The sequence below is a fragment of the Mucilaginibacter sp. SG538B genome, from assembly GCF_013376065.1.
Taxonomy (GTDB): domain Bacteria; phylum Bacteroidota; class Bacteroidia; order Sphingobacteriales; family Sphingobacteriaceae; genus Mucilaginibacter; species Mucilaginibacter rubeus.
Genome location: NZ_JABMJI010000002.1, coordinates 1,394,743 through 1,419,931 on the forward strand (window position 1 = coordinate 1,394,743; position 25,189 = coordinate 1,419,931).

22 protein-coding genes are annotated in these 25,189 nt (G+C 43.3%); 12 read left to right on the forward strand and 10 right to left on the reverse strand.

The features are described 5' to 3' along the window. Nucleotides 1–57: 57 nt before the first annotated feature. The 4 genes from FHW88_RS15590 to FHW88_RS15605 all read left to right on the forward strand — a co-directional run bounded on the left by FHW88_RS15590 (nt 58) and on the right by FHW88_RS15605 (nt 4,840). Nucleotides 58–1,188, forward strand: coding sequence for an acyltransferase family protein (locus FHW88_RS15590; RefSeq protein WP_176626615.1), 1,131 nt, complete (start codon nt 58–60; stop codon nt 1,186–1,188). A gap of 247 nt (nt 1,189–1,435) precedes the next feature. Further along, on the forward strand, nt 1,436–1,984 hold the full coding sequence (locus tag FHW88_RS15595; protein WP_176626617.1) for a hypothetical protein: 549 nt from the start codon (nt 1,436–1,438) through the stop codon (nt 1,982–1,984). 142 nt (nt 1,985–2,126) lie between these two features. After that, a complete protein-coding gene (locus FHW88_RS15600; protein WP_176626619.1) occupies nt 2,127–4,370 on the forward strand; it encodes a CRTAC1 family protein in 2,244 nt (747 codons plus the stop codon). Nucleotides 4,371–4,459: 89 nt separating this feature from the next. Beyond that, the gene (locus FHW88_RS15605; RefSeq protein WP_176626621.1) at nt 4,460–4,840 is read left to right on the forward strand and encodes a hypothetical protein; all 381 of its coding nucleotides are present in this window, start codon (nt 4,460–4,462) and stop codon (nt 4,838–4,840) included. A gap of 122 nt (nt 4,841–4,962) precedes the next feature. Here the strand turns inward: FHW88_RS15605 and FHW88_RS15610 are convergent, their stop codons facing one another. Both FHW88_RS15610 and FHW88_RS15615 read right to left on the reverse strand, forming a co-directional pair. Next, entirely contained in the window at nt 4,963–5,769 is an 807-nt protein-coding gene (locus FHW88_RS15610) for a hypothetical protein (protein ID WP_176626623.1), read from the reverse strand. A 27-nt stretch (nt 5,770–5,796) separates the two neighbouring features. Continuing rightward, nucleotides 5,797–6,543, reverse strand: coding sequence for a hypothetical protein (locus tag FHW88_RS15615; protein WP_176626624.1), 747 nt, complete (start codon nt 6,541–6,543; stop codon nt 5,797–5,799). 259 nt (nt 6,544–6,802) lie between these two features. On the opposite strand from FHW88_RS15615, the gene FHW88_RS15620 reads away from it, so the two are divergent. Continuing rightward, on the forward strand, nt 6,803–7,426 hold the full coding sequence (locus FHW88_RS15620; RefSeq protein ID WP_139160055.1) for a hypothetical protein: 624 nt from the start codon (nt 6,803–6,805) through the stop codon (nt 7,424–7,426). Nucleotides 7,427–7,489: 63 nt separating this feature from the next. Here FHW88_RS15620 and FHW88_RS15625 read toward each other — a convergent pair whose 3' ends face one another. Then, entirely contained in the window at nt 7,490–8,836 is a 1,347-nt protein-coding gene (locus tag FHW88_RS15625) for a BamA/TamA family outer membrane protein (RefSeq protein WP_229701714.1), read from the reverse strand. Between the two features lie 239 nt (nt 8,837–9,075). Between FHW88_RS15625 and FHW88_RS15630 the strand changes: the two genes are divergently transcribed. Beyond that, a complete protein-coding gene (locus tag FHW88_RS15630; RefSeq protein ID WP_218117204.1) occupies nt 9,076–10,809 on the forward strand; it encodes a glycoside hydrolase family 13 protein in 1,734 nt (577 codons plus the stop codon). Nucleotides 10,810–10,931: 122 nt separating this feature from the next. On the opposite strand, the gene FHW88_RS15635 is transcribed toward FHW88_RS15630, so the two are convergent. The 3 genes from FHW88_RS15635 to FHW88_RS15645 all read right to left on the reverse strand — a co-directional run bounded on the left by FHW88_RS15635 (nt 10,932) and on the right by FHW88_RS15645 (nt 14,626). Beyond that, nucleotides 10,932–12,563, reverse strand: a complete 1,632-nt coding sequence (locus tag FHW88_RS15635) for a DUF5597 domain-containing protein (RefSeq protein ID WP_176626626.1) — start codon at nt 12,561–12,563, stop codon at nt 10,932–10,934. A 99-nt stretch (nt 12,564–12,662) separates the two neighbouring features. Further along, nucleotides 12,663–13,682 (reverse strand): nucleoside hydrolase, encoded by a 1,020-nt coding sequence (locus FHW88_RS15640; protein ID WP_176626628.1) that lies wholly within the window; start codon nt 13,680–13,682, stop codon nt 12,663–12,665. 245 nt (nt 13,683–13,927) lie between these two features. After that, complete coding sequence (locus tag FHW88_RS15645) at nt 13,928–14,626, reverse strand: SMUG2 DNA glycosylase family protein (RefSeq protein WP_090533767.1); 699 nt, start codon at nt 14,624–14,626, stop codon at nt 13,928–13,930. A gap of 111 nt (nt 14,627–14,737) precedes the next feature. Between FHW88_RS15645 and FHW88_RS15650 the strand changes: the two genes are divergently transcribed. From FHW88_RS15650 to FHW88_RS15675, 6 genes are all read left to right on the forward strand, one after another. After that, on the forward strand, nt 14,738–15,481 hold the full coding sequence (locus FHW88_RS15650) for an SDR family oxidoreductase (RefSeq protein ID WP_176626630.1): 744 nt from the start codon (nt 14,738–14,740) through the stop codon (nt 15,479–15,481). Between the two features lie 238 nt (nt 15,482–15,719). Then, nucleotides 15,720–16,607: a glutamate--tRNA ligase family protein gene (locus FHW88_RS15655; protein WP_176626632.1), complete on the forward strand. Its 888-nt coding sequence runs from the start codon at nt 15,720–15,722 to the stop codon at nt 16,605–16,607. A gap of 198 nt (nt 16,608–16,805) precedes the next feature. Then, nucleotides 16,806–17,654, forward strand: coding sequence for a phosphatidylinositol-specific phospholipase C/glycerophosphodiester phosphodiesterase family protein (locus tag FHW88_RS15660; RefSeq protein ID WP_176626634.1), 849 nt, complete (start codon nt 16,806–16,808; stop codon nt 17,652–17,654). Between the two features lie 22 nt (nt 17,655–17,676). Continuing rightward, nucleotides 17,677–18,843 (forward strand): glycosyltransferase family 4 protein, encoded by a 1,167-nt coding sequence (locus FHW88_RS15665; RefSeq protein ID WP_176626636.1) that lies wholly within the window; start codon nt 17,677–17,679, stop codon nt 18,841–18,843. 90 nt (nt 18,844–18,933) lie between these two features. Next, entirely contained in the window at nt 18,934–19,539 is a 606-nt protein-coding gene (locus tag FHW88_RS15670) for a peptidoglycan-binding domain-containing protein (RefSeq protein WP_176626638.1), read from the forward strand. Nucleotides 19,540–19,655: 116 nt separating this feature from the next. Further along, nucleotides 19,656–20,543 carry a PfkB family carbohydrate kinase gene (locus tag FHW88_RS15675; RefSeq protein WP_176626640.1) on the forward strand — a complete coding sequence of 296 codons (888 nt, stop codon included), beginning with the start codon at nt 19,656–19,658 and terminating at the stop codon, nt 20,541–20,543. A 254-nt stretch (nt 20,544–20,797) separates the two neighbouring features. Here the strand turns inward: FHW88_RS15675 and FHW88_RS15680 are convergent, their stop codons facing one another. The 4 genes from FHW88_RS15680 to FHW88_RS15695 are packed head-to-tail and all read right to left on the reverse strand — an operon-like array spanning nt 20,798 to nt 25,189. Further along, entirely contained in the window at nt 20,798–21,559 is a 762-nt protein-coding gene (locus FHW88_RS15680; RefSeq protein WP_255485338.1) for a tetratricopeptide repeat protein, read from the reverse strand. 1 nt (nt 21,560) lies between these two features. Next, nucleotides 21,561–23,378: a BatD family protein gene (locus FHW88_RS15685; protein ID WP_176626642.1), complete on the reverse strand. Its 1,818-nt coding sequence runs from the start codon at nt 23,376–23,378 to the stop codon at nt 21,561–21,563. Nucleotides 23,379–23,402: 24 nt separating this feature from the next. Beyond that, nucleotides 23,403–24,152 (reverse strand): tetratricopeptide repeat protein, encoded by a 750-nt coding sequence (locus FHW88_RS15690; RefSeq protein WP_176626644.1) that lies wholly within the window; start codon nt 24,150–24,152, stop codon nt 23,403–23,405. After that, a complete protein-coding gene (locus tag FHW88_RS15695) occupies nt 24,149–25,189 on the reverse strand; it encodes a vWA domain-containing protein (RefSeq protein ID WP_176626646.1) in 1,041 nt (346 codons plus the stop codon). Before FHW88_RS15695 ends, FHW88_RS15690 begins: the two co-directional genes overlap by 4 nt.

The window sequence follows — 25,189 nt, forward strand, 5'->3', positions numbered from 1 at the left end:
CATTGCGCATTATTGAAGCTGAGTTAACCAATTTATTATACTTGTTTTTTCCTGCTGATGAGTAAAAACCCTACGTACCTTGAATCAAAAGGTCATTATCAAATTCTTGACGGATTGCGCGGTGTGGCATCCCTTTTTGTAGTGGCTTTTCATGTTTTTGAAACTTATTCCGGCAACCGTTTTAATCAAATAATAAACCACGGTTACCTGGCGGTCGATTTCTTTTTTCTGCTCTCGGGCTTTGTAGTCGCTTACGCCTATGACGACCGCTGGGGCAAAATGACCCCATGGGATTTTTATAAGCGCCGTCTCATTCGCCTGCAGCCCATGGTTATTGCCGGATCAATTATTGGCGCCTTGTTTTTTTACTCGCAAAGCGGTGCAGTGTTTCCGCTTATTCATGACACGCCGGTTTGGAAAATGTTGTTGGTAATGCTGGTTGGTTGTACGCTGATACCGATACTGCCTTCTATGGATATCCGCGGCTGGCAGGAAATGCACCCGTTGGATGGCCCGGCCTGGTCGCTGTTTTTTGAATATATCGCTAATATTCTTTACGCGCTGGTGATCCGCAAGTTCTCCAAAACGCTGCTGGCCATATTGGTGTTTGCATCGGCCTGTTTGCTGATCCATTATACAGTAATGGGACCGCAGGGTGATGTAATTGGCGGATGGTCGGTTAATAAAACACAACTCTATATTGGCTTCACGCGGTTGCTTTATCCCTTTTTTGCGGGGATGTTGCTGTGCCGCATGGGTAAGCTCATTCATGTTAAAAGCGCATTTACGGTTTGCAGTGCTCTAATCATTGCCGTTTTATGCGTGCCGCGGATAGGAGGGCCCGAACATTTATGGATGAATGGTTTGTATGAGTCGTTTTGTATTATTATCGTTTTTCCGTTAATTGTGGCTATCGGCGCCGGTGGAACGTTAAAGAGTAAAAGTTCAGTAAGGGTTTGCAAATTTATAGGTGATCTGTCGTACCCGCTTTATATCACCCATTATCCTCTCATTTATTTTCATACAGCCTGGGTAACAAATAATAAGATCCCTATGACAGAAGGGCTGCTTGTAGGTTTGGGCCTTTTTGTAGCGAGTATCGCCATCGCCTACGCCTGCCTCAAGCTCTATGATGAACCTGTTAGGGAGTGGTTAAAGAATCGTTTTCTGCTGAAAAGGCCTAAATAATATTAGGGTAGGATGGGTATTAACTCAACCCGGGATTGCTATGCTCGTCGCCCCTCTCTACGCAAGCGCAAAGAGGGGATTCTTTTTCCTTCTCACCCGAAGGGTAAAGCGGCTGGTCCGGCGAAGCGCCGACCGTGTAAGTCGATTTATGCATTGATATTATATGATTTTAATAATAAATTAAATGGGCATAAATAAGTCTTGAAAATATCGTTTATAAATCTCATCTTTAGATAATTGTAAACCTTTGAAAAAGACCATCGCTTTAATATTGCTCAATATTTACCTGCTTAACATTGGCGGACAGCTGGCTTTGCACCAATACCTGGTTTATAAATCGGACCGGTTTTTTAATGAACAGGTTGGGAAAGGCTTGTATAATGTAAATGACCTTACCGAAGTAACTATCCCGGTTAACTTACCTGCTATTCATGATTGGCGAGCTTTTGAAAATATATCGGGGCATATTACATTTGGAAACGCCACCTACAATTACGTAAAAATGCGATTGACGAGGAGTGCCCTTCACCTGATGTGCATTCCTAATTATAAAACTACCCGCTTTGCCGATAGCAATGTGCTTGATGCAAAAGGAATAAAGGGGGCTCCTGTTTCTCCCAAAGAGCATGTGCCCTTTGGCAAAATGGTTTTAAAGGATAATGTAAGCCTTTCATTTGCGCAATTTGAATTTTACTGCCCTGTAGTGCCATTGCCTGAAAACGTTGTACAACCTGTGCAATCGTTAGTAAGTTCTCATCAGGATATTCCCGAACAACCACCCAAAGCAACCTGCTGATTTTCTCCATTTAGTCTATTTACCGACCTGCATTTGTTTAATGCCCATGGTCGTGTTGTCCGAAATTTCTATTGACAATTTAATACCACATCTCGCGGGTAAAAGCCCTGGCATTTTATCCGCGAGGGTATATAAAAATCCTATGATAAAGAAAAAAGTTACCGCCGCGCTTGTGCTGCTGTGCGGCTTTACCATAATAGCATCATGCCAGAACTCATCTAATGAGGAGATGGCCCAGGTGCTGAAGCAGATAAATAAAAAGAATAATACCATTTCAAACCCGTTTAACCCCGAAATGAAGCTGGCTTATTGCGATTCGTTGCTTAAAACCAAAAAGCTTGGCAAAAGCCCCGAGGTGTTATTTTCAAAGGCCTCACTGCTATTAAAAGCAGGACAAGAGCAGCAATCAGTTGATATTTATAAGTACCTGATGGATAACATCGATTTCATGTCGACTGATGAAACGTTGCCTGAACAGGCCATAGCTTACATGCGTTTGGGTGAACGGAGCAATTGTATGCTTAACCATACCGGCTCGTCGTGCATCTTCCCAATTAAAGATGATGGGGTACACAAGATCCAAACCGGCTCAAGAAAAGCAATTGAAGTGTATAAAGCATTGTTAAAGCTTCGTCCTGATGATTATGAGTCGCGCTGGTTAATCAACATAGCCTATATGACGCTTGGCGAGTATCCGCAAAAAGTGCCTAGGAATGCCTTAATCCCCGGCCTTAATGCCGACCCGGATACTGCAGCACAGGTTAAACCCTTTGTTGATGTGGCCGGTAGCCTTGGCCTTAACATCAACGGCCGGGCAGGCGGGGTCATTGTTGATGATTTTAATAACGACGGCTATCTTGATATCATGACATCGGGCTGGGACCTGAGCGATCCGATGCATTACTTTCAAAATAACCAGGACGGCACGTTTAGTGACCGAACCGAAGCCGCCGGTTTAAAAGGGATTACCGGGGGGCTTAATATCCAGCAAACGGATTATAACAATGATGGTAAACTGGATGTTTTTGTTTTGCGTGGCGCATGGCTCACCAAGGGCTTCGGCAACCAACCAAGTTCCTTATTGCGCAACAATGGCGATGGGACTTTTACTGATGTAACCGCCATAAGTGGTTTGTTTATGCTTCACCCTACTCAAACCGCAACCTGGGCCGATTTTAATAACGATGGCTGGCTGGACGTGTTTGTTGGTAACGAAAATTCGGAGTCGATATACTACGCCGATGAATCAACCTGCCAGTTATATATGAATAACCGTAATGGCACATTCAGCAACATAACCACGGCTGCCCATTGCGGCATCAAAGCTTTTGTAAAAGGGGTAGCGTCTGCCGATTATGATAACGACGGCTTTGCCGACATATTTATTTCAACCATGGACGGGCGCAAATACCTGCTTAGAAATAAAGGCAAAACCCAAGACGGAGTTGATTTTGAAGATGTGACCGTACAATCGGGCCTTGACCAGATCAAACAACGGACTTTTACTACCTGGTTTTATGATTATAATAATGATGGCTGGCCCGATTTGATGGTGGCCAATTACCATTTTGAGCGTACTTTGGGGTATTACAGTGCCGCTGCTGCCCTGGGCAAAGCCGTTCCGGAAGCAGGTAATATCTACCTGTATAAAAACAACCATAATGGTACATTTACCAATGTTACCAAAGAGGCGGGACTGGATAAAGTAGTTTACAGTATGGGGGCCAATTTTGGCGATATTGATAACGATGGCTATCCTGATATGTATTTTGGTACAGGTAACCCCGATTTTAAATCGCTTGTGCCTAACAAATTTTTCAGAAATATAGGGGGTAAACGTTTTGCTGATATCACTTCTTCATCGCGTACGGGTAATTTGCAAAAGGGGCACGGCATCGCATTTGCCGATTTGAGGAATAACGGCCATCAGGATATTTTTGCCGAAATGGGAGGGGCTTACATTGGCGACTCGTATACCAGTTCATTATACATGAACCCCGGTATAAGCAATAATAATTGGATCAGTCTGAAATTGAATGGCACAAAAGCCAATAATGCAGCCATCGGAAGCCATATCAAACTCACTTTTACCGAAAATGGGGTTAAACGTTCTGTTTATAAAGACGTTAATTCGGGCGGGAGTTTTGGGTCGTCGCCTTTGCGGCAGGAGATAGGAATTGGCCAGGCAAAGATGATTGATGAGATTGAGATAAAATGGGCAGGCAGCAGCGCTGTGCAATACTTTAAAAATGTGGCGCCCAATCAGTTCTTAAATATCACCGAGGGTAATGCACAATACAAAACTACCCAGTTAACAAAACTGATTTTCCGCAGCAAAAACATGCCTGGTTGTATGCCGATGCAAATGGCAGCCAAAACAAATTAAATCATGTTTCTGTAATAGAAAATATTAGCTCTGGTTTTATACCAAAATAGTTACATTTATATCAACAACAATTAAAATAAATCTTAACCATGAGAAAACTCTTATTACTATGCTGCATGTTCATTGGATTGGCTGTAGCAGGCAACGCGCAAACCAAGCCCGGTGCCAAACCTGTTGAAAAATCAAAAGACCTGCAAAAGCAATTAAAGCTCACTGATAAACAAACCGAAAAAATTGCGGTGATATACCAGGAATCATCCGATAAGTTTGAAAAGATCAAAGCTGCTGATAAAGGTGATAACACGAAAATGATGGTTGATATTAAGCCATTACGGGAAGCTACCATCTCAAAGATCAAAGCTGTTTTAACTAAAGAACAAACAGTAAAATACGATAAGCTTTTGAAAGGCAGCAAAGCAGCAGGTGGCAGTGGCTGGGGTGATGGCTGGAGCGCCACAAGCGGACAATAACCAGTAGTAACAAAATAACAGGCCGCTTTTCTTGTGATTAGAGCGGCCTGTTTATTTATAAAATTTGTTTAACCGGCATACAGTGCCATGGCAGATAGTTCATATCGTACTTCAACTGTTTCTTAATCCAGTATCTCTATCGGCCGGTTAAGTACTTCTTGCAGCGGGATCTTTTGAATACGCTTATCTTTTTTGATATAATTTAAACTAACCGGGAGAAGTATTGGCCCGGCGGTAACAGACCATCCCGGCGGATCGCCGCCTTCTGTTAATCTCAAGAAGCCGTCGCTGATGTAAAGGGGCATAAGCCATGCGTCTCCGGTATCCATTGCGCCAAGATCTATTTGCAGGGAAGTAGAATGGAAAGATTTAGCTGTACGTTCCGGATCTGTAAATTTATTGATATCGGTAGGGTCAAACATTTCACTTACTTCACCAAGCTTTAAACGGTTGATGTCGAGCTTTACAGATTCTGCTTTGCCTTTTCCAACTTGTTTAATAATTAAGCAGGCAACTGCCGTACCCATTGGCTTCAGCTTTTTTTTCTTGTATAAGGATGTAAATTCCTCCAGGTAAGTGGAAGAGATTCCATAGTCGGGGTGATAGCTTCCGGCAGCGATAAGATCATCTATTTCGTTCTTCATTACCGGATAAACTAAAGGGCTGTGATCCTTTTGGCCGGCAGCATCTTTCATCTTATTGTATGAGGCTATGCTCATTTCGCCATAGCCAATTTCAAATTTTGCATTGGCGGTATCCAATTGTTTGGCAAGGCTGTCTAATTGTTGCCTTTTTATAGTATTGCGCTTTTGCCGGGCAACATAAAAATACAGGTTGCCGATGATCAGGACACTGCCAGCCACTATCAGGATAAGGGCGAGGCTGTTTTTAGGTTGTTTGGCCGGTACTGGGTTTTCGTTATTTTCCATTCTTATGAATATCTGATCATTGTCGAACTATCCGCGCCCCTGCACCCCTTCGGCCAGCCTAACCGGGCTCAGCATTTTTCGTATTACTAATGATTTACGGGCGGTATCCGCCGGTTCTGTATAGTGGATATTATCCGGCAGAAAAATGGTTTTCGATTCAATTTTCCATTGTCTGTTTTTATTAACAGCGTTTGGTTTATCATAGGTCACGAATAAGGGGATTAAAATTCCTTGCCCGGTTGAAAGCCTTGAAGGTAGTTTTATAATTTGTTTCACAGCGTTGCCTTTGGCCCTGATCTGGCTGTCATAATCATTTTTGCTTTGAGGGGCTTCAGTTATGGTAAGCGGCTGGCTAATATTGAGCTTGCTCACGTCAAGTTCAATGTCTGATGCATCGCCTTTGCCTTTGTTCTGGATCATGAGGCAGGTGATAAACAGGTCATAATCAACAGCCGTGGTGTCGTTAAAAAGCTGGTCGGTTTTCTGGAGGTTTTTATCTGAAATTTCATTAGTGAGTATGGGATAATCAAGATAAAAGGCATCCTTTTTCCTTACAGCACTATCACCCCCCGCCAGGGCATAAATATCATTGACCATGCTGATATACGAAATTTCGAGGCTGGCCTTCAGATCAGGGTTAACCGGCGGTGGCGGATCTTTCTTAATCAGATTATACCCGGTAGTTATTAAACCTAAAATAACAGTAATTACGCCCAGCTTCAATTGCAGGCTTTTCCATATGCTGTCTTTATCGGCTGTTTTCTTTTTGGCCATGCTTCCCGGTTATTGATATGGTTAGGAATATCATGTAGTTGTATTACATGATTGTTTTACAGGTGCTTGCAGTATAAAATTAAGAATAATAATTAACAGCACAGATATTTTATGTTGTATTTTTTTTCTTTAGTTAAACTCCTATCTTCACCTAAACTTAAATACTGTCATGAATAAATTTTTAATAACAAAGTTGTCTTTTGTTGCGATACTTCTGTTTTTCATCCCGGCTCTGCTATTGGCCAACACATATAACAGAATGACAAGAAATATAGACATCGCCGGTCTCGTTGTTGATTCAAAAACCTTATTGCCAATTGAAGGAGCTGGTATTTTCGGGGCTGATGAAAAACTGCTTGGAAAAACGGATGTGCGGGGCTATTTTAAGATCTCACTTAGTTTTATGGCCGATGGGGAGATGAGGTTTAAGTTAAAGATCATTAAAAAAGGCTATAATAACATTATGCAAAGCGAGCATTGGGGCAGTTTGCCGGGCAATACAAAAGCGCTAATGTATTTTGGGTTAGATAAAGGATCAGGATCAAACTCTTTTTCAAAACTGGTAAACAAGGCGATTGGCGATCTGGATTATCACAGTACGCTGGAACATTTTGATCAGATAAAAATCGCCCGAACATTTGATAATAAACTATCTGCAGCAAAAGCTGGCAATCAGGATGTGTTGGTTAAGGTTGATAATAAGTTTTATATGGTGGATGAAACAGGATGGATCGTGATATCTTCCGATAAGGACTCGATATTGATAAATAAAAAACAATTGGTAATTGCAGATCAACTAAACGGCACGATCAAAAGAAAAGATATTAAATGGATGACACCGCTCAATGCTAAAAATACAAAGTTCGCTGTTTATACTAAGTAAGCTATATAGAACTATCGTAGTCGATTTAACGAAACGGCCTTCGTGATTAACATAGAGGCCGTTTTAAAATGCTTCATTCAAGCCCAAAAAGAACCCCTTTGAACCATACCGACCAAAGGCATAGTCAAGACAAAGATTGGTACGGGTTGCTTTATTAAATAGTACCCGCAAACCGCCGCCATAACCCGGTTGCCATACCTGGAATATTTTGGTGCCCGATTCATCATTGGTTGTTTGCAGGTTGGCAAATGCCACGCCGCTTAAAAATTTATTCCGCAGTATCGGGAAACGGTATTCTACTTCCGAGTAGTTGTATTGCGTACCCTTAAAATATTGTACTACATAACCCCTGCCGCTCCGGAAGCCCGGATCTTTGCCGGTGCCTGGCAGCTCGAGATAGGGGATGTTACCGCTGATAAGGTATGAGCCCCAGTTCCAGAAGGCAACAACATGTTCGGGGTTAGTTTCTGACAGGCTGAAATACTTCCTGAAATCTGTAGTGAACTGTACCGCATTTTTGGAGCTCCCCATCCAGCTTTGATTAATGCGGAAGCCGGCATCGACGTAAATCCCTCTGTAGGCCCGGTTTTGATTGTCGCGGGTAGTGTATTGTAAGTTAAAAAGCAAGCCGTTAGCAGCATAATGGTCGCGGGCAAATCCATGACGGTCGCTATAGATATTGTATGGGGTAAGATCAGTTGTTGATTTGGTATCCTCAATTTTTCGCCTGATATCAAAAGAAGCGCCCGCGCCTAAAAATAATCCCTTATCTATCTCTTTGTATACCTTCTCGCGGATATTATAAAATTGCGAATGCAATGCCCTGCCTTTACGCCCGGGATTGGCCAACACCTGGTCGGCTTCGCTGCCGCTTGATGCCTGGCCAATTCCCAAGCCGTAATCGGGCGAAACTGTTTTGGCTGCAACCAAACTGCCCTGAAAATTCCATTTATTACCCGGTGTATATATGTTATGGTTGATATAAAAATAGATGATCCCCTTGGTAGTAATAGAAGCCGATGTGGCAGCAACCGAAAGCAGGGTATTTGGATCGTTCCCTAATTTTTTTCCGGCTACAGCCTTGATCCCAATTTGTGAGCCGATAGTGGGATTGGATGCCACATTGGGTATGATGGTAATTCCCGATGCCTTTTTATTAGGAGGTGCAGCCGGTCGGCCGGGGTGAAGTATGTTACGCACCAGATCGCCAAAGTCATATTGTTTATATAAAGTATCGGTCGGTTTGGCCGGTTTTACTACTTTTTCTTTAATGCGCAATGAATCGGCTTTTACCGAATCGGCAGGTACAGGTACCTGGCCGAAAGCATGTACCGATATGCCTGTAAATAGTATGAATAAAACTGTTTTTAAAAGCAGGGTAGAAATTTTATGTGGTGGTTTGTGATGCACGCTAACGGATATAAATATTAAAAATTCAATTTACTGACTGTTTAATTGTGATTGGTGTTAGCTCATTTCTAAACCCCGAAATGTGCATAATGTTTGAACTTCAAATTTGTACGGGCGCTAAGCCGACGGATTTAGTTGCATTATTTTTTGTTTCGCTTAAATATTGCTATCTTAATATTCTATTGTTATAAACCACAGAAAGTCTGTTTCGTCCTGCTAAAGCTTAACCAATTATAATCATGAACGTACCTTACATTCGTTTTGTGGCCTTCATTGTTTTTATGTTTGTTGCCATTTCAGGGGCCGCGCAAAACAATCAAGGCAGAGCAGACACTATTGACCGCAAATGGTGGAAGGAAGCCGTAGTTTACCAGGTTTATCCCCGAAGCTTTAAGGACAACGATGGAGACGGTATTGGTGACCTGAAAGGCATTATCTCCAAACTTGATTATATCAAAAGCCTCGGTGTTGATGTTGTTTGGCTTAACCCAATTTACAGCTCGCCTAATGACGATAATGGCTATGATGTAAGCGATTACCGCAACATCATGAAGGATTTTGGAACCATGGATGATTTTGATGTTTTGCTGAAAGGCATGCATTCCCGCGGCATAAAACTGGTGATGGACCTGGTAGTAAATCACAGCAGCGATGAGCACGAATGGTTTAAACAAAGCAGGAGCTCGCGCAAAAATCCGTACCGGGAATATTATCACTGGTGGAACGCCGAAAAGGGCAAACCCGCTTATCGCTACAGTTTATTTGACGTAAACCACGATGCCTGGCGTTATGATTCGCTTACCAATGCCTATTACCTGCATTATTTTTCGCGCAAGCAGCCCGACCTTAACTGGGAAAATCCAAAACTGAGGAATGAAGTATACGGCATAATGAAGTTTTGGGCTGATAAGGGGATTGACGGTTTCCGGCTGGATGCCTTCCAATTTGCTGCAAAGGATACTACCTTTCCGGCCTTTCCGAAAGGGTTTGAAAAAAACTTTACCCAATATTACGGCGTACAGGGCAATTTGCACGGATACCTGCAGGAAATGAACAGAGAAGTGCTCAGTAAATATAACGTAATGAGTGTAGCCGAAGGTGCAGGCAATACTTTTGAAGACGGCCATAATTTAGTTGATGCCGACAGAAATGAATTGAACATGGCTTACGCATTTGAAGGTGTGGATATTGCCAAACCCGAAGGCTATAGCGTAGTTCACTTAAAACAGGTATTTACCAAATGGGATAGTGCCTTTGCATCAAAGGGGTGGTTATCAATATTCTTAGCCAATCATGACCAGGCCCGGCTGGTAAGCAGGTTCGGCAATGATAGTCCGGAGTTCAGGGCTGTATCATCAAAAATGCTCACTACATTTTTGATGACTATGCGCGGTACGCCATACTATTATAATGGCGACGAACTGGGCATGACCAATGCTGGCTTTAGCACAATTGATGACTATCGTGACGTGCAAACGTTAAACGAATATCAGCGGCAAAAAAATATTGGTGCCGATTTGCCTACATATTTAAAACGAATAGCCTTTGAAAGCCGTGATAACGGGCGCACTCCATTTCAATGGAACAGCACGGCCAATGCCGGTTTTACAACGGGTACACCCTGGATAAAGGTAAATCCCAATTATAAAAGTGTCAACGCTGCTGCGCAGGAAAAAGATGCCAATAGCACGTTGAATTATTTCAGGCGGATAGTAAAGCTGCGGAAGGATAACCCGGTACTGGTATACGGAAAATATACATTGCTCGATGCACAAAACCCCGATACTTATGCCTACACCCGGGAGTTGAACGGCAGGAAGCTGCTGGTACTCCTGAATTTTACAAGTAAAACAGCTCCGGCTCAAACAGGTATGAATTTGGGTAATGCAACGGTTTTAATCGGCAATTATCAAAAGCCATCAAAAAATGGCACGCTGATGCCGTATGAGGCGGTGGTTTATGAGGTGAAATAGGAGGGTTTAACGTGTAGAGACGCATAATTGCGTCTCTAATGTACTGAGCCTCATTTAATTGAAAATTGCATGCGTGACCTGCCTGCGAGAGACGCAATTATGCGTCTCTACATTAATTAATTTTACCTCACCACCAACGAGATCTGCAACACCCTCGGCTTATCGCCAATTGCAGGCCCTCCCCAGTCTGTTTCATCACCATTAAGGATGCGAAGCGATTTAAATACGCCTTGATCATACCAGCCTTCTTCAACCTTAAGGTATTGCCATGCCTTACCGGTGTTGCTGCCGGCCGGGCGGAAGGTGATGCGACAGTTTGTTCCAGTCGCGATAAATTTATTTTCATTAAGGCTAACAATCATGGCTTTACCGTTATGGTCTTTATTAGGTTTAAGTTCACCACCCCGGCCGCTGCCAAATTTTACAATGGCATCCCAGGCACCAAGTTTAATGCTTTGCTCCGCGCCATCTTCATGTTCAACAACGGCTTTGATCTTATTTTCAAATGCCCATTGTGCCAGTTCACGCATCATTGGTGCTGCCATGGCATATTCATCCGCAAAAGGGGAAAGTAGCTCGGCCAAATGATCATCGTTTGAACTATCGCCATTGTCATCTATCCCGAAAGGTGAAAAGCCAATACCACCGTGGGCCAACACATCATAAAAATATTTGGCATTATCAGCCATTAAGCCAGCTTCGGGTACAAACAGGGGATTATCTGCGCGGGTATACAGGTCAATTACTTTCAACACCCTTTCGCTGCCCGACAGGTAAATATCAGGAGCAAGCAGGTTAATTGATGGGGCGGCTACTTTCCAGATCGGGATTACGTTATCTGTCGCGCCCCCGCTTTCATAATGGGTTGCCGGCGGATTGGTAAGCGGATCACGGAGCGCCACGTTTACGTATAATGGCAGCGGATACTCAGCTTTACCGGCTGCGGCCACCTGTTCGATGAACCGGGCTATTGACCAGGCCTGGAAATATTCGTCAGCCCTGTCGCCAAAAACTTTGGTCCACGAGCCTTTTGAGTGTTCCGATACATTCAGGGCTTTTAGTACAGCTGGTTTTAACAGTTGGGCGGGGACATCGCCTTCAAACAGTTTTTGCGCCTTAGCTGAATAGTCGCGGACGGTATCCCATGAGCCGGGTTCGTTTTCAACCTGTACCATGATAACTGTATGCTGCTGATCTGCCTGCTTTAAGTAACGCATAACTGCCGAAAACGCCTTGATATCAGCATCTAAAGTGGCTTTTGAATGAGGTGAAGGTGAGTCAATGGGCTTGCCTGTTTTGCCTGTTATGTTTGGATATTTCTCCGCGTCGCGTTTCATCCATTCGGGCATGTAGTGGTTACTGCCGTTTTTCCAGGTACCAAACCATAATAGTACCAAATGAACGTTATGCTGCCGGGCTTGGGTAAGCAATGTATCTACCAATGTAAAATCAAACTTCCCGGGCTTGGATTCTATCTGTTCCCAGTAAATGGGTACTTCAAGCGTGTTAAGGTGCATTACCCCGGCCGATTTCCATACCGCTGGCATTAAAGCGGGCCATGCGCTTGAGTTATGCGCCTGGCCTCCCAGCATCAAAAATGGTTTGCCATCAACTAAAAACGCGTGCCTGCCATTTTTTTCAATAAGCTTAGGTAACGATGTATCATTGGTTTGAGCAAGGGTTTTACCCCCCGCAAATAATAGTAATGTAAGCAGAAGCGTATTTTGAGTTTTTTTGCCAATTATTTTAAGCATGATAACAAAGGTTTATGACCATGCAAAATAATTACAAAACAGCACTTTTGGTAATACTAAATAAACCGTTTATGGTTAAAAATGTGCCAAATGCAGCATTTATTTAGCCAACTCCAGCTTGGCAAAAAAATCATTAAACATGAGGTTGATATCTAACCTGCGATAAACACGGATATTTCGGCCATGGGCATTGTAATCATATCCGCCTTGTGCGTTAATAAGCGGGCAGGGCTTTAACACATATTCACTTGATGATGGGTCGGCTTCAAAGGATGATTGCAGCGCGGTAAGCAACACCAGCGGACTATCACCTATGATATAGGTTTCACCCAAATTAAGACGATATTGCTGGATGAGCTTCATGACGTTTTCAAGTGCGCCAGCCAGATATTTCCCTGTTTCGCCTTGCGGCTTTACTTTAAGCAGTAATTCTGAGTAGGAAAGTATGGCCTGGCGATATCCATCCCTCGGAATCTGCCATAATTTTAGCTGAGAATGGTTAAACACAGCTCTCGCCGCATTGATATCGATATTGAGGTTATATTCGGGGCTGCTGTAATTGGGTGGGGGTAGTGCAAGATCGCTGTACTCCAGGCCGCCAATCCACACCAGTGTGAGTTTGTCGGCAATTTTTGGATCGGTTAATACAGCCGATGCAATTTCGGTAAGTCCGGCGCCACAAAGGATGTAAAGAGGTAAGGAGGTGTCTGTACGGGATGCTTCTTTAATGATCAGATCGACAGCTTTACTTTTTACCGGGGTACTGTCGTTTACCATCGCGGTGTTAGAGCCTGCTATTACCGGGAATTGATCTTTAATCTTTAAAACAGCTAACAGGTCTGCAGCCTTTTTTGCCGCGTTCTCCGCCTGGGTTTTAGATCTGTCGAACCCATCGTTGGCATTCAGGTGCGAACCGATGATCCCCCTAACTTCAACCGATGGCGATAGCACCAGATGAGTAAGCGCAAATAAACCATCCGGATCACCGCCAAAATCATTATCCATGATCACCCTGATGCGGGGCGAGATGAGTTTATTGTTTGCATCTGATTGCCCTTTTGAAACAAAAGGAAAAACAAAAAGCACCAGCAGGAATGCTAAAAACTTGCTTTGGGTCATAGCTTAAAGGTTAATTGGTTGCAGCACACAATATAAGCGTTTTAGCCTGAAACAAGAGGATGTTTATTGCATAGTTAATATAAGGGACAAATGGTGCGGGATTGAGCGATTCCCCTCTTGAGAGGGGCGGAGGGGTGTGTTTCTGCTTGATAAGTCTACCGCAGAAACACACTCCTGCTACCGCGCTTTCGTTCGCGCCCCCTCTCAAGAGGGGAATTGATAAGTTTTGTTTAATAGGCGATAACTTATCCCGCTATACTTGCAAAAGCTTCAAGATATTTATCAATATAAAATTGCTTGCTTGCCGTTTTATACTGCATAATAAAACGCGGATGTTCAAGTGCTATGATCTCGCCAAAGAAATGGTATTCATCGTTTAGCTTGCGCAGGAATGTTTCATTTTTTCCCGTACCAAAACAAAAGCATTTTTCGGTATTAATGCCCAGGTCAATCTGCTTGCGGATATTTTCGATCATAAACTGATAAACGGCTTTGGTTAGTTCCTTACTGTCGTAATAGTTATAGTTCTTTTCCTTTCCGTTTGCATCAACACTTGTAAAACCAAGCGGACAGGGCGAATTAATATAGATTTGTTTATAAAAAGCTTCCGGGCCGCCAAAGGCGTTGATCACCTCATAAACAAACACAGAAGAAGGCTCATGCGACATTTTGCCTTCGTAATTGATGTGGCATTCAGAGATCAGTCGTTTAGGATCCGTAAAAGGGATGCCTGTTAAGCCACCGCCAAACCTGCCGGGGTTAATGCCCAAAATGATATGCCGCTGCTGATTATCATTATAATATTTATGGTAAAACTCATCGACAATACGCATGGTTTGCGGATGTTCCTTAAAAGGGTTCATAATGCGGATGCCTTCAGGTAAAGGATCGCCGGTGTAGGTTAGCTGCTCATTGAATTGGATAATCCGGTCTGCAAGTGTCATAGCTCAAATTTAGTATTTATAAATTCTTAAGGCTAATCGCTTTTTACCAAATGGTAAGTGGAACCGATTTTTTACGGCGGAAATTTGTGGTGTCTAAAAAAGAATAACATCATGAACAATCAAATTGAAAGTAAATCGTCATTAAAGGGCAAACGGGTAATTATATTGGGTGGCAGTACAGGTATAGGCTTCGCGACAGCAAAAGCAGCTGCTGACGAAGGTGCTAAAGTTGTCATAGTTTCAGGTAATCAAAGCAAGATCAACAACGCTTTAAGCCAGTTACCTGAAGATGCTGAGGGCTACGCGGTAGACCTATCACACGAAGAAAATATAAAATCGTTTTTTGAGCAGACCGGTAATTTTGATCACCTGGTTTACACCGCTGCTGAAAATCTTAATTTGAATAATATCGATCAAACAGATATCGAGGCTGCGCGTAAGTTTTTTAATCTGCGCTACTGGGGAGCTTATGCTGCTGTTAAATATGGCGTGCCGTTCATCAACAAAGGCGGCTCTGTAAACCTAACCGGTGGCACGGCGGGAACAAGACCGGCTGCCGGTTGGTCGATAGCCAGCAGTATTTGCGGTGCTATGGAAGGTTTGGTAAGGGCATTAGCTGTCGAGCTTGCTCCTATACGTGTAAACGCGGTAATACCCGGCGTAATTGATACTAACCTTTGGGATAGCCTGCCTGCCGAAGACAAAGAAGGCCTTTACAATTGGGCAAAAGATACGTTATTGCTTGGTCGTGTTGGCCATGCGGATGATGTTGCCCTTGCCTTTGTTTATCTTATGAAGCAAAGTTTTGGGACGGGATTGAATTTGGTGGTTGATGGGGGGACGTTGCTGGCATAATGGTTTATAGGAGGCGCTCCATTTTCAATTCCCTCCCCCGGGAGGGGTGTGGTTGGAATGAGTAGTGGCAGGGAGGGGTTTGTGCGTCATTAAAGCGCATAGGTATGTCGACGAAACCCCTCCCTACACCCTCCCAGGGGAGGGAATCGCACAGGCCGTCGCTCAAAAAGTATCTTCATCACACTATCGCTGTAATCTTCAGCTTTTGTATCTTAGCATTCATCAATCCTAAAAGCTATTGACAAGTGCCCCGATACATTTTAATAAAACCCGCATTGCTCCAACACCAAGCGGGTTTTTGCATGTGGGCAATGTGCTGTCTTTTTCTATCACCGCGACATTGGCGCGTAAACATGGCGCTAAAGTTTTATTGAGGATTGATGACCTCGACCGGGCAAGGGTTAATCGGGAATACCTGACTGATATTTTTGATACGCTACGATTTTTGGAGATCCCCTGGGATGAAGGACCGCAGGATGCCGACGATTTTGAAGCCAGGTTTTCACAAATTCACCGGATGCATCTGTATAACGAAGCCCTCGAGCAATTAGCCGCAGGTGGTTTTGTATTTGCCTGTGCCTGCTCGCGCAAGCAAATGAGTGAAATTGGAAGCTGTACCTGCTCAGATAAGCAGATTCCTTTAAATACCCTTGGAGCGAGTTGGCGCTTACGTACAGATAACGTTGCTACATTGCTCGTGAAAAGTTATACCGGCAAAATTATCCAAACTCAGCTACTTGCCGAAATGGAAAATTTTGTGGTCAAAAAAAAAGACGGTTTCCCGGCTTATCAACTTACTTCTGTTATTGACGATCTGTTTTATGGCATTGACCTGATTGTGAGGGGTGAAGATCTGTGGGCGTCAACATTGGCTCAGATCCAGTTGGCGGCTGTGTTGGATAAGCAGGATTTTAATGATATCGTATTTTATCATCATCCGCTGTTGCTTGAAAAAGACGGTAAAAAGCTATCCAAATCGGCCGGCTCAACGTCGATTAGATATCTAAGGCAGGAAGGCAAAAGTGCGGAAGATGTATTTATGCTTATCTCAGATCTTTGTTCACTTCCCGAAAAAGCTGGTAACTGGCAGGAGCTCGGTGCATCAATTCTTCGCCATTTGTCATAGCATATTAACACTTCTTTATAAAATGCGTATTTAATGTGACTCCAGCTTAATCGAACGGTGTCAATTTGTATATTTTAATGTGATGAAAATGTTAAGTCATTTACAATAAATTAAAGCATTTGGTGCTTTTACTTTACCATGACATAACTGCCTGTACATATCTGAAGGATAAATTTGTGGCAACAAATACAAATTACGATGCAAGCAGCATTTTGCCACAAGCACCTGAAATTTCTGTTTTTTGTTATTCTTACCTTCAGAGCCATTACCTGCCAGGCTCAAAACAGCCCCCTCTCCAAAGGTTTCGCCCATAATGATTACTGGCACAACCGGCCCCTGTACGATGCCCTGGATAACGGTTTTCAAAACGTAGAAGCTGACATCTACCTGCGCGATGACGAATTGCTGGTGGCACATATGCTGCCCGCTTTTCAAAAAAGACGTACCCTGGAGCAGCTTTATTTAAAGCCATTGTTTAACTGTTACGAGGGTAAAAACAGGGAGGTGGTATACCCACTTTCTCCGGTTACGCTGATGATCGATATTAAATCAGACGCCGAAAAAACTTATGCAAAGCTGTCGGAAGTATTAAAACGCTATGCGCCTATGCTGTCGAGTTATAATGATGGCGAAATAATAGAGGGAAAAGTAACAATTGTTATAACCGGCAATAAACCTTATAAAATGCTTCAAGCACAAAGGCAACGCTATGCTTTTATTGATGAAGACCTGATGCAGGTGCATACCGATACACTTTCAAACACTGTTTATAAAACTGCCAGCTGCAAATATTCGCTCCTGATCAGTTGGACAGGTAAGGGTCCGATGCCTGAAGATCAGAGACAGTTGCTTCGTGATTATGTAGCCACGGCACATCACTACAAAAAACGGGTACGCCTGTGGGCATCCCCCGAAAATAAAGAAGTATGGAAAGCTTTGCTTGAATGTGAGGTAGACCTGATCAACACAGATAAATTAGCCGAATTAAGAGAGTTCCTGATGACGGGGCCGGAGCCTGTAAGATACGCGAAGGTGAACACCAGGTAATAACCACTAATCACTCAATAAGATGAAAAAGATTAGAGTAGCATTTTTCGCCGAGATACTTATTGAAGATTTCGATGGTGCCGTACGTACCATGTATCAGCTCATTAAACGGATTGACCGTAATATTTTTGAGTTTCTGTTTGTTTACGGTGCCGGGCCGGATAGCATAGCCGGTTTTGAATCATTAAAAGTGCCGGCTTTGACCTTGCCGATCAATACCGGTTACACTATGGCGATACCTGCCCTGGTGATGGGCGAATTGAAGCAAGAGATTGATAATTTTTCGCCAGATGTTGTACACATCGCCACGCCATCGCTTTTGGGCAATTTTGCGTTAAAATATGCTACCCAGCAAGGCTTGCCTGTTATGAGCATATACCATACTCATTTTATTTCCTACATCGATTATTACCTGAAACATACCCCCTTCCTCATCAATAAGGTTAAGCAGATGATGGCCGAGAGTCATAAGGTTTTCTATAATCAATGTGATCAGGTATACGTGCCTTCAATTACTATGAAGGATGAGCTGATTGATATGGGAGTTGATACCTATCGCATGAAACTATGGCAAAGGGGAATAGATACCCGGCTGTTTTCGCCAAGGCATAAAAAAAGTTTGTACTCGATAACAGGAAATGATAATCCAACTATTTTATTTGCGAGCCGCCTGGTTTGGGAGAAAAACCTGGAGACCCTGTTTGAGATCTATACCATAATGCAGGACCGCCATCCCGAAGTTAACTTCATCATTGCAGGCGATGGCATTGCACGCAAAGCCTGTGAAGCGAAGATGCCCAAGGCCGTATTTACCGGTAAGGTAGATCATAAAACGCTCTCGGTTTTATACGCGTCATCAACCCTGTTCCTGTTTCCATCGGTATCTGAAGCTTATGGTAACGTAGTACTTGAGGCTATGGCATCGGGCGTACCGTGCGTTATTGCCGCCGGCGGCGGCTCAAAAGATTTTATTGAGCAAGGCATTAATGGTTTTAAATGTGAGCCATACAATGCCGGCTGCTATGTTGAGCGGATTGAATTATTGCTGAAGAATAAAAGCCTGCGGGAACAGTTTATTGAAGGGGCCCTCCAATACAGCAGCCGCTTAAGCTGGGAGCATCTCGCATCGGTATATTTTGATGACCTGGCCGAAATGGCAGGTGTAGATGTGTTTAGCGGGGTAGTATAAAAGCTTGTTATTAGATTTGCGACTGAGTTGATTGTTTAAAAAATAGATTTTATTATCTAATTTTATAATCATACAGCTAATAAATAACCTATGGCCGACACACAACCGGATGAAAGTTTTAACAAGTTTAAATCACAGATAAAAACAGAGCTTGACTTTGAAGTTTTTAAGTACTACCAGGAAGAGCAGTCGAAAAGGAGTGAAAATAAGTGGCTTAAATCACAGTATGCACCGATAATCCTCTCAGCGATATTTGCCTTACTCGGTATCGGAGTAGGCGCATGGATACAGGGTGTTGCAAATCGAAATCTGGAAAAACAAAAATTTGAAGCAGACCTGGTTTTAAAAATGATAGAAACCAACGGCGATCAACAGGCAGCTGCGCAAAACCTGAACTTTTTAGTGCAAACCGGCCTCGTTAATGATGATAGCTTAAGAGTTAAGCTTTCCAAAATAATTAAACACCCGGGAGAAGTACCCTCGCTGGGCGATCTGTCTGCTGATAGAAAGATTGATTTATTAACCGAAACGCAAAAGCAGTTAAAATCACTTGGATATTATGCCGGACCGATAGACGGGCAAGAATCTGATATATTCAGAAAAGCGGTGATGGCTTTTCAGGAACATTGTAAGCTTATTCCGGATGGTATGCTGGGTGCTAAAACACTTCAACAACTTTCAACAGCGAGTAAATGATTATAACGGGGATGTTATAATATGCCACAATTCTTGTACTCCCTTTCCTATTTCTTTACATTTGCCGTTTGTTTTAATAATAGGGGTTGAGTATCAAATCATAATAGGGAAATTTCATGTACGATATTTGTTGTGTAGGGCATATTACGTTAGATAAAGTGGTAACACCGCAAGCGGTTAAACACATGGCTGGCGGTACTTCTTTTTACTTTTCAAACGCCATCCGTAACATGGATGTGAATTATACCCTGGTTACCTCGCTTGCTTTGAGCGAAATGCCGGTTGTTGAAAAACTCCGTAACAAAGGTATCGAAGTACATGCTACTACAGGCGGCGAAACGGTTTACTTTGAAAATATTTACTCTGTTAACCAGGATCACCGTACCCAGCGCGTGTTACAAAAAGCGGATCCCTTCACTATTGAACAGCTTGACGAGATCCAGGCCGACGTTTATCATTTAGGTCCTTTACTGGCCGATGATATCTCCGTAGAATTTATAAAGAACTTGGCTCAACGGGGCAAGCTTTCTCTTGATGCACAGGGCTACCTGCGTAAGGTAGAAGATAAAAACGTAATAGCCATCGACTGGCCCGAAAAGCGTGACGCTCTGCAACATATCCATATCCTGAAGGTGAACGAACATGAAATGGAAGTACTTACTGGTATAACTGACATTCATGAAGGTGCCAAAGTTTTGAATGACTGGGGCGTTAAAGAGGTAGTGGTTACATTAGGCAGTATGGGCTCGGTGATTTATACAGATGGTGTTTATTATCAGATCCCGGCCTACAAACCGGTTGAAGTAGTTGATGCTACAGGTTGCGGTGATACTTACATGGCAGGCTATTTATACCAACGCGCCAAAGGGAAGGATTTCCAGGAGGCCGGCGAGTTTGCTGCTGCTATGGCCAGTTTTAAAATAGAATCATCAGGACCTTTTACCGGTACCGAAGAAGATGTACTGGAGCTGTTAGCGAAACACAGCATAAAGCCGAAAGCTTAAGGCTTTAAGCCCAAAGCAAATACACAAATACTGGTTCAAGTTTAGCGATAGCGTAACTTGGACCTAAAATAGGTTAAGCTTTCAGCTTAACCGAATAGTTATAATATGATTGATGATCCACGGAAGCAGAATGCTTCCACGATTTGAGGACGAAGTTACGCTGTCGCTAAACTTCGACCAGTGGAAGAAAGAAAGAATTGAGTTTAAAAAGCAACCTTTCGCCTTTTACCTTTGTCCTTTCACCTCCTCAAAAACTATATTTGCTTAGCGTCCGAAGCATTGATCCAGCCCTCGTTGCCGCTGGCCAGCCTGATCTTTATCCAGTCGTTGTTGTTTTCCAGTATCTCAACCTTTGTACCGTCATGGATCAGGAACAGATTTTTAGCGTTGGGCGTTGGCGCGCTTTTTACATTAACAGACGTGCTGAATATGATTGCGCCATGGTGTGCGTCAAAATATTGATCCTGGCGACTTGCAACAAACATGCTTGCAAAACCGAAAAGCAGGATTACTAAAGCCGAATAAAACGACCATTTTTTAATGCTTACCGAATTAGTGAACCTGTACACTGTCAGCAATGCACATCCTGCAATAAAGAACAGGATCGTCATCACCGCCAAAGTTGTTAATGAAAAGCGAAGAATAAACGAGTGCCACCATTTGGTAATGAAGAACTCGGTACCGGCCTCTACCTTATCTGTTGTTTTTTGATTGGCAAATTGAATATTGAAATTGATATCCTCATCGCCCGGCGAAAGCTTGTGCGCCTTTTCATAGTAAAGCAACGCCGATGGCACATCCTCATTTTTAAAATAAGCATTGCCCAAATTATAGTAAACTAATGCCGACTGGTGCCCGTCGTCCACAATTTTCTGGTAGGTGGTTATGGCTTCCTTATACTGGCCTTTGGTGTATTGGTCGTTTCCTTTTTTTAACAGGATGTTGGCATCATCGTTAGCTAATGCGTACACAGGCATAACGATGATAAGCAGTAAGTATATAATGCGCTTCATCATGTTATATTTTATTTTCAATGTTATTGATCATGTTCTGGGCCTTATCAAATACCTGTTGCTCGGTAATGCCTGATACCGGTGCATAACGTGCCATTTCGCAAAGGTCAAGCGTGTCCAACATCTCGTTAATGAGGCTTTCATCAAGCGAGCAGGCTTTTAGTTCCGAAGCTATCTTTTCACGGTTAAGATCTGCGTAAGGAATATTAAGTTTATCACTCAAATAGCCATATAAACCGCGGAAAAGGTTTTCATAAAAAGCCTTTTTATCGTTTAGTTGCTGTTTGGCGCTGGCCAGGTGTTTGGCTGCCACTTTACCTGCTTTGCGACTTTTTAAACCAACCACGTCGGCATTATTTTTATCTCGCCATTTACCGTAAACCAAAGCGCCTAAGAAACCTGCCGGACCCAAGATCAGCAGGAAATAATATAATCCAGAGCCATAAAAATCGCTGCCTACTTCATTTAGCTCGCTGCCGGTTTTTATGTAACGGATATCATTACTCAGCACCTTAACATCCTGTTTGCCCGCGTTTGAAAAGGCGGTAACGTTACTGCCATCGCTGCTGCCTTTGGCAACCTTTACATGAAATGCCGGGGTGCTTAATGAAACGTACCTGCCTGTAGCCGGGTTAAAGTATGCAAACTTAACCGGGTCGATAGTAAAATCGCCCTGGTGCCTCGGGATCAGCAGATAAGTGTATTTTCTGCTACCTGATGCCCCGCTGGCATTTATGGTAATAGTATCGGTGATCTTGGGCTCATACTTCTCAAAGTCGGCTGGGAAAGTTGGCGTTATCGGTTTCAACAACTTCAGGTTGCCTGCGCCGCTTACCTTTATGGTGTAATTAATGGCATCATTAGCTTTAACATCATTTTTATCAAGCGAAGCCTCAATATTAAACTTGCCCACAGCGCCTGTAAATTCGGCAGGCTTGCCTGCTAATGGCAGTGGTTTCACGTGAATGACAACGGGCGCACTTTTAATCTTGTACTTCACATCCTCATATCCGCCAAAGAATGCATCGAAGGGGTCGCCTGATGATGAAGCGGCCTGCTGCCGTACTATAAAGTTCATGACAGAAGGCTCAATAGTGATATTGCCCTCATGCTCGGGAAACAGAACGGTTTGTTTAATATCGGTTACGTTGTACCGTACACCATTTAAAATTTCGGTGCGCCATTGGGCGTTAGGATTGGTGTTTTTGATCTCCTGGCTGTAAAAACCATTAAGATCGGGGATTTTTTCCGGTTCGCCGTTGGCGATATTAACCCGGGTGTATAGGCGCAGGTTCATCATGATCTGCTGACCCATGTAGGCGGTTGTTTTATCAACCTCGGCACGTAAAAACAATGATTTGGATATATCGCTTACACGCCCTTTTTGAATGTTGCGGCTATCGGGCCCATTGCTGCCTTGCTGCTGAGCTTGTTGACTGACCTGCCCACCCTGGCCTTTTACTACTTTTATTTTAATAGGAGAAGTGCTGTAGGGTCTTCCTCCCGCCATAATAGTAGCAGGGCCGATGGTTAATTCTCCCTCTTTGGTTGGTACCAGATCATACCCGTATGCTATGCTTGCCGAGGTAACGCCATTGATCATGGATATGCTATTGGATACGTTGGGGCCGCCAACCACCTGGAAACCACCAAATGAAGGCGGCGCAAAACGATCGGCATTGGCATTAATAGAAAAAGTAACTTCAAGTACTTCGCCTGTCCCTATGGTAGTTTTATTTACCGATGCCGTGAACTTTACCTGTGCAAAAACCAGGCTTGAGCAACACAGCAGCAGCGTTAATATGGAAAGTTTAATTTTCATTAGTATCTACAAAACAACAAAGATTTACCAATCTTTTGAAATAGGCACCTTAGCGCCTTTTAATTTTTTATTCTTCAGCTTATCCTGGGTTTGCTTTTCATCATTGTTAAGGGCATCAAGCATCCGCTGGGCATCATCTTTTGACAATTGGTTTGGCTGCTGTCCCTGCTGATCTTTCTGATCCTGGTTTTGCTTATCCTGATCTTTCTTGTCCTGGTCCTGCTTATTTTTATCCTGGTCTTTTTTGTCTTTATCCTTGTCCTTATTGTTTTTGTTATCTTTATTCTTATCCTTGTTTTTGTCTTTATTATTATTGTTGCCCCCGCCGCCTTTATTTTTATTCTGCTGGTTTTTCAGCATTTTTTGGGCATAGGCAAGGTTATACCGGGTTTCCTCATCTTTAGGGTTATTAACCAGCGCTTTTTTATAGGCGTCGATACTTTCCTTGTATTTTTTTTGTGTTAAAAAGGAGTTGCCAATGTTGTGATAGGCGCCTGCTTTTACATTTTTATCAATAGATGCAGTTGCCAGTTTATTGAACTGTGCGGCGGCATCATCATATTTTTTTTGCTTAAACATTGCGTCGCCAAGGTTAAAATTACCCTCTAGGGTTTTGGCCTTTTTGCTCATGGCCTGACGGTACGCGGCTTCGGCTTCTTTATACTTTTTTTGCTGATAGAGTTGGTCACCCTGCCTCAGGTATTTTCTTTCCTGCTGGGCAAAAAGAAATGAAGCCTGCAGCACTAATAAAATGGCTATGATATATTGCTTCATGTGTTTTTTACTTCAAATAATTTGATCTTGCTCAAGCGCATGTTTTTGCGAATGGAGATGAAGAACTCAACCAGTAACAGCACAAAGGCAATGCCCAGGAAAAACTGGAACCTGTCTTCAAAATCCTTAAACTGTTTAGTATCCGTCATTTTGCGTTGCACCTTGGCAATCTGGTCCATCACAATGTTAAGGCCGCTGTTGGCATTGTTGGCCCGTACGTAAACACCGCTTCCTGCTGCGGCAATCTCCTTACCCATGGTTTCATCCAGCTTGCTAACTACTGGGTGTCCGGTGCTGTCATTGTGAAACCCAACTTGCTTGCCGCCCTGGTAAATTGGAACCGGAGCACCTTCTTCAGAACCTACTCCAACCACATTCACAGTAACATTTCTGGCTAAAGCGGCTTTGGCTGCCGATACGGCATCATCCTCATGATTTTCACCATCGGTAATAATGATCATGGATTTACCGGTGCCGTTCTTAAAATCAAACGACTGCATCCCCAGGTTAATTGCCGCACCAATGGCAGTACCCTGTGTTGGCACCATTTCGGTGTTAATGGTATTGAGGAACAGTTTGGCCGCTGCGTAATCGGTAGTTACCGGGAGCTGTACATAGGCCTGGCCCGCAAATACAACGATGCCGATACGGTCGTCGTGCAGTTTATCAATCAGTTGAGATAGCGCACGTTTGGCATTTTCCAGCCGGTTAGGGGCCAAATCCTGCGCCAGCATACTGTTTGAAACGTCGAGCAGGATCATCAGATCAGCGCCTTTGCGTTTTACCTCTTCGGTTTTTGAACCAAGCTGAGGGTCAGCTATGCCGATAACAACAAGCGCATAGGCTAAAATAAAAAAGATGAACTTGATCCAGGGGCGTGAAAAGGATACCTGTGGCATCAGCTGCATCACCACCTCCTTATTACCCAGCGAGGCAATTGCTTTACGTTTCCACCAGTTTACCCTCAAAAAAATAAAGAGCAGCAGCGGAATAGCAAGCAATCCCCATAAAAATTCTGTATTTGCAAAACGTAGCAT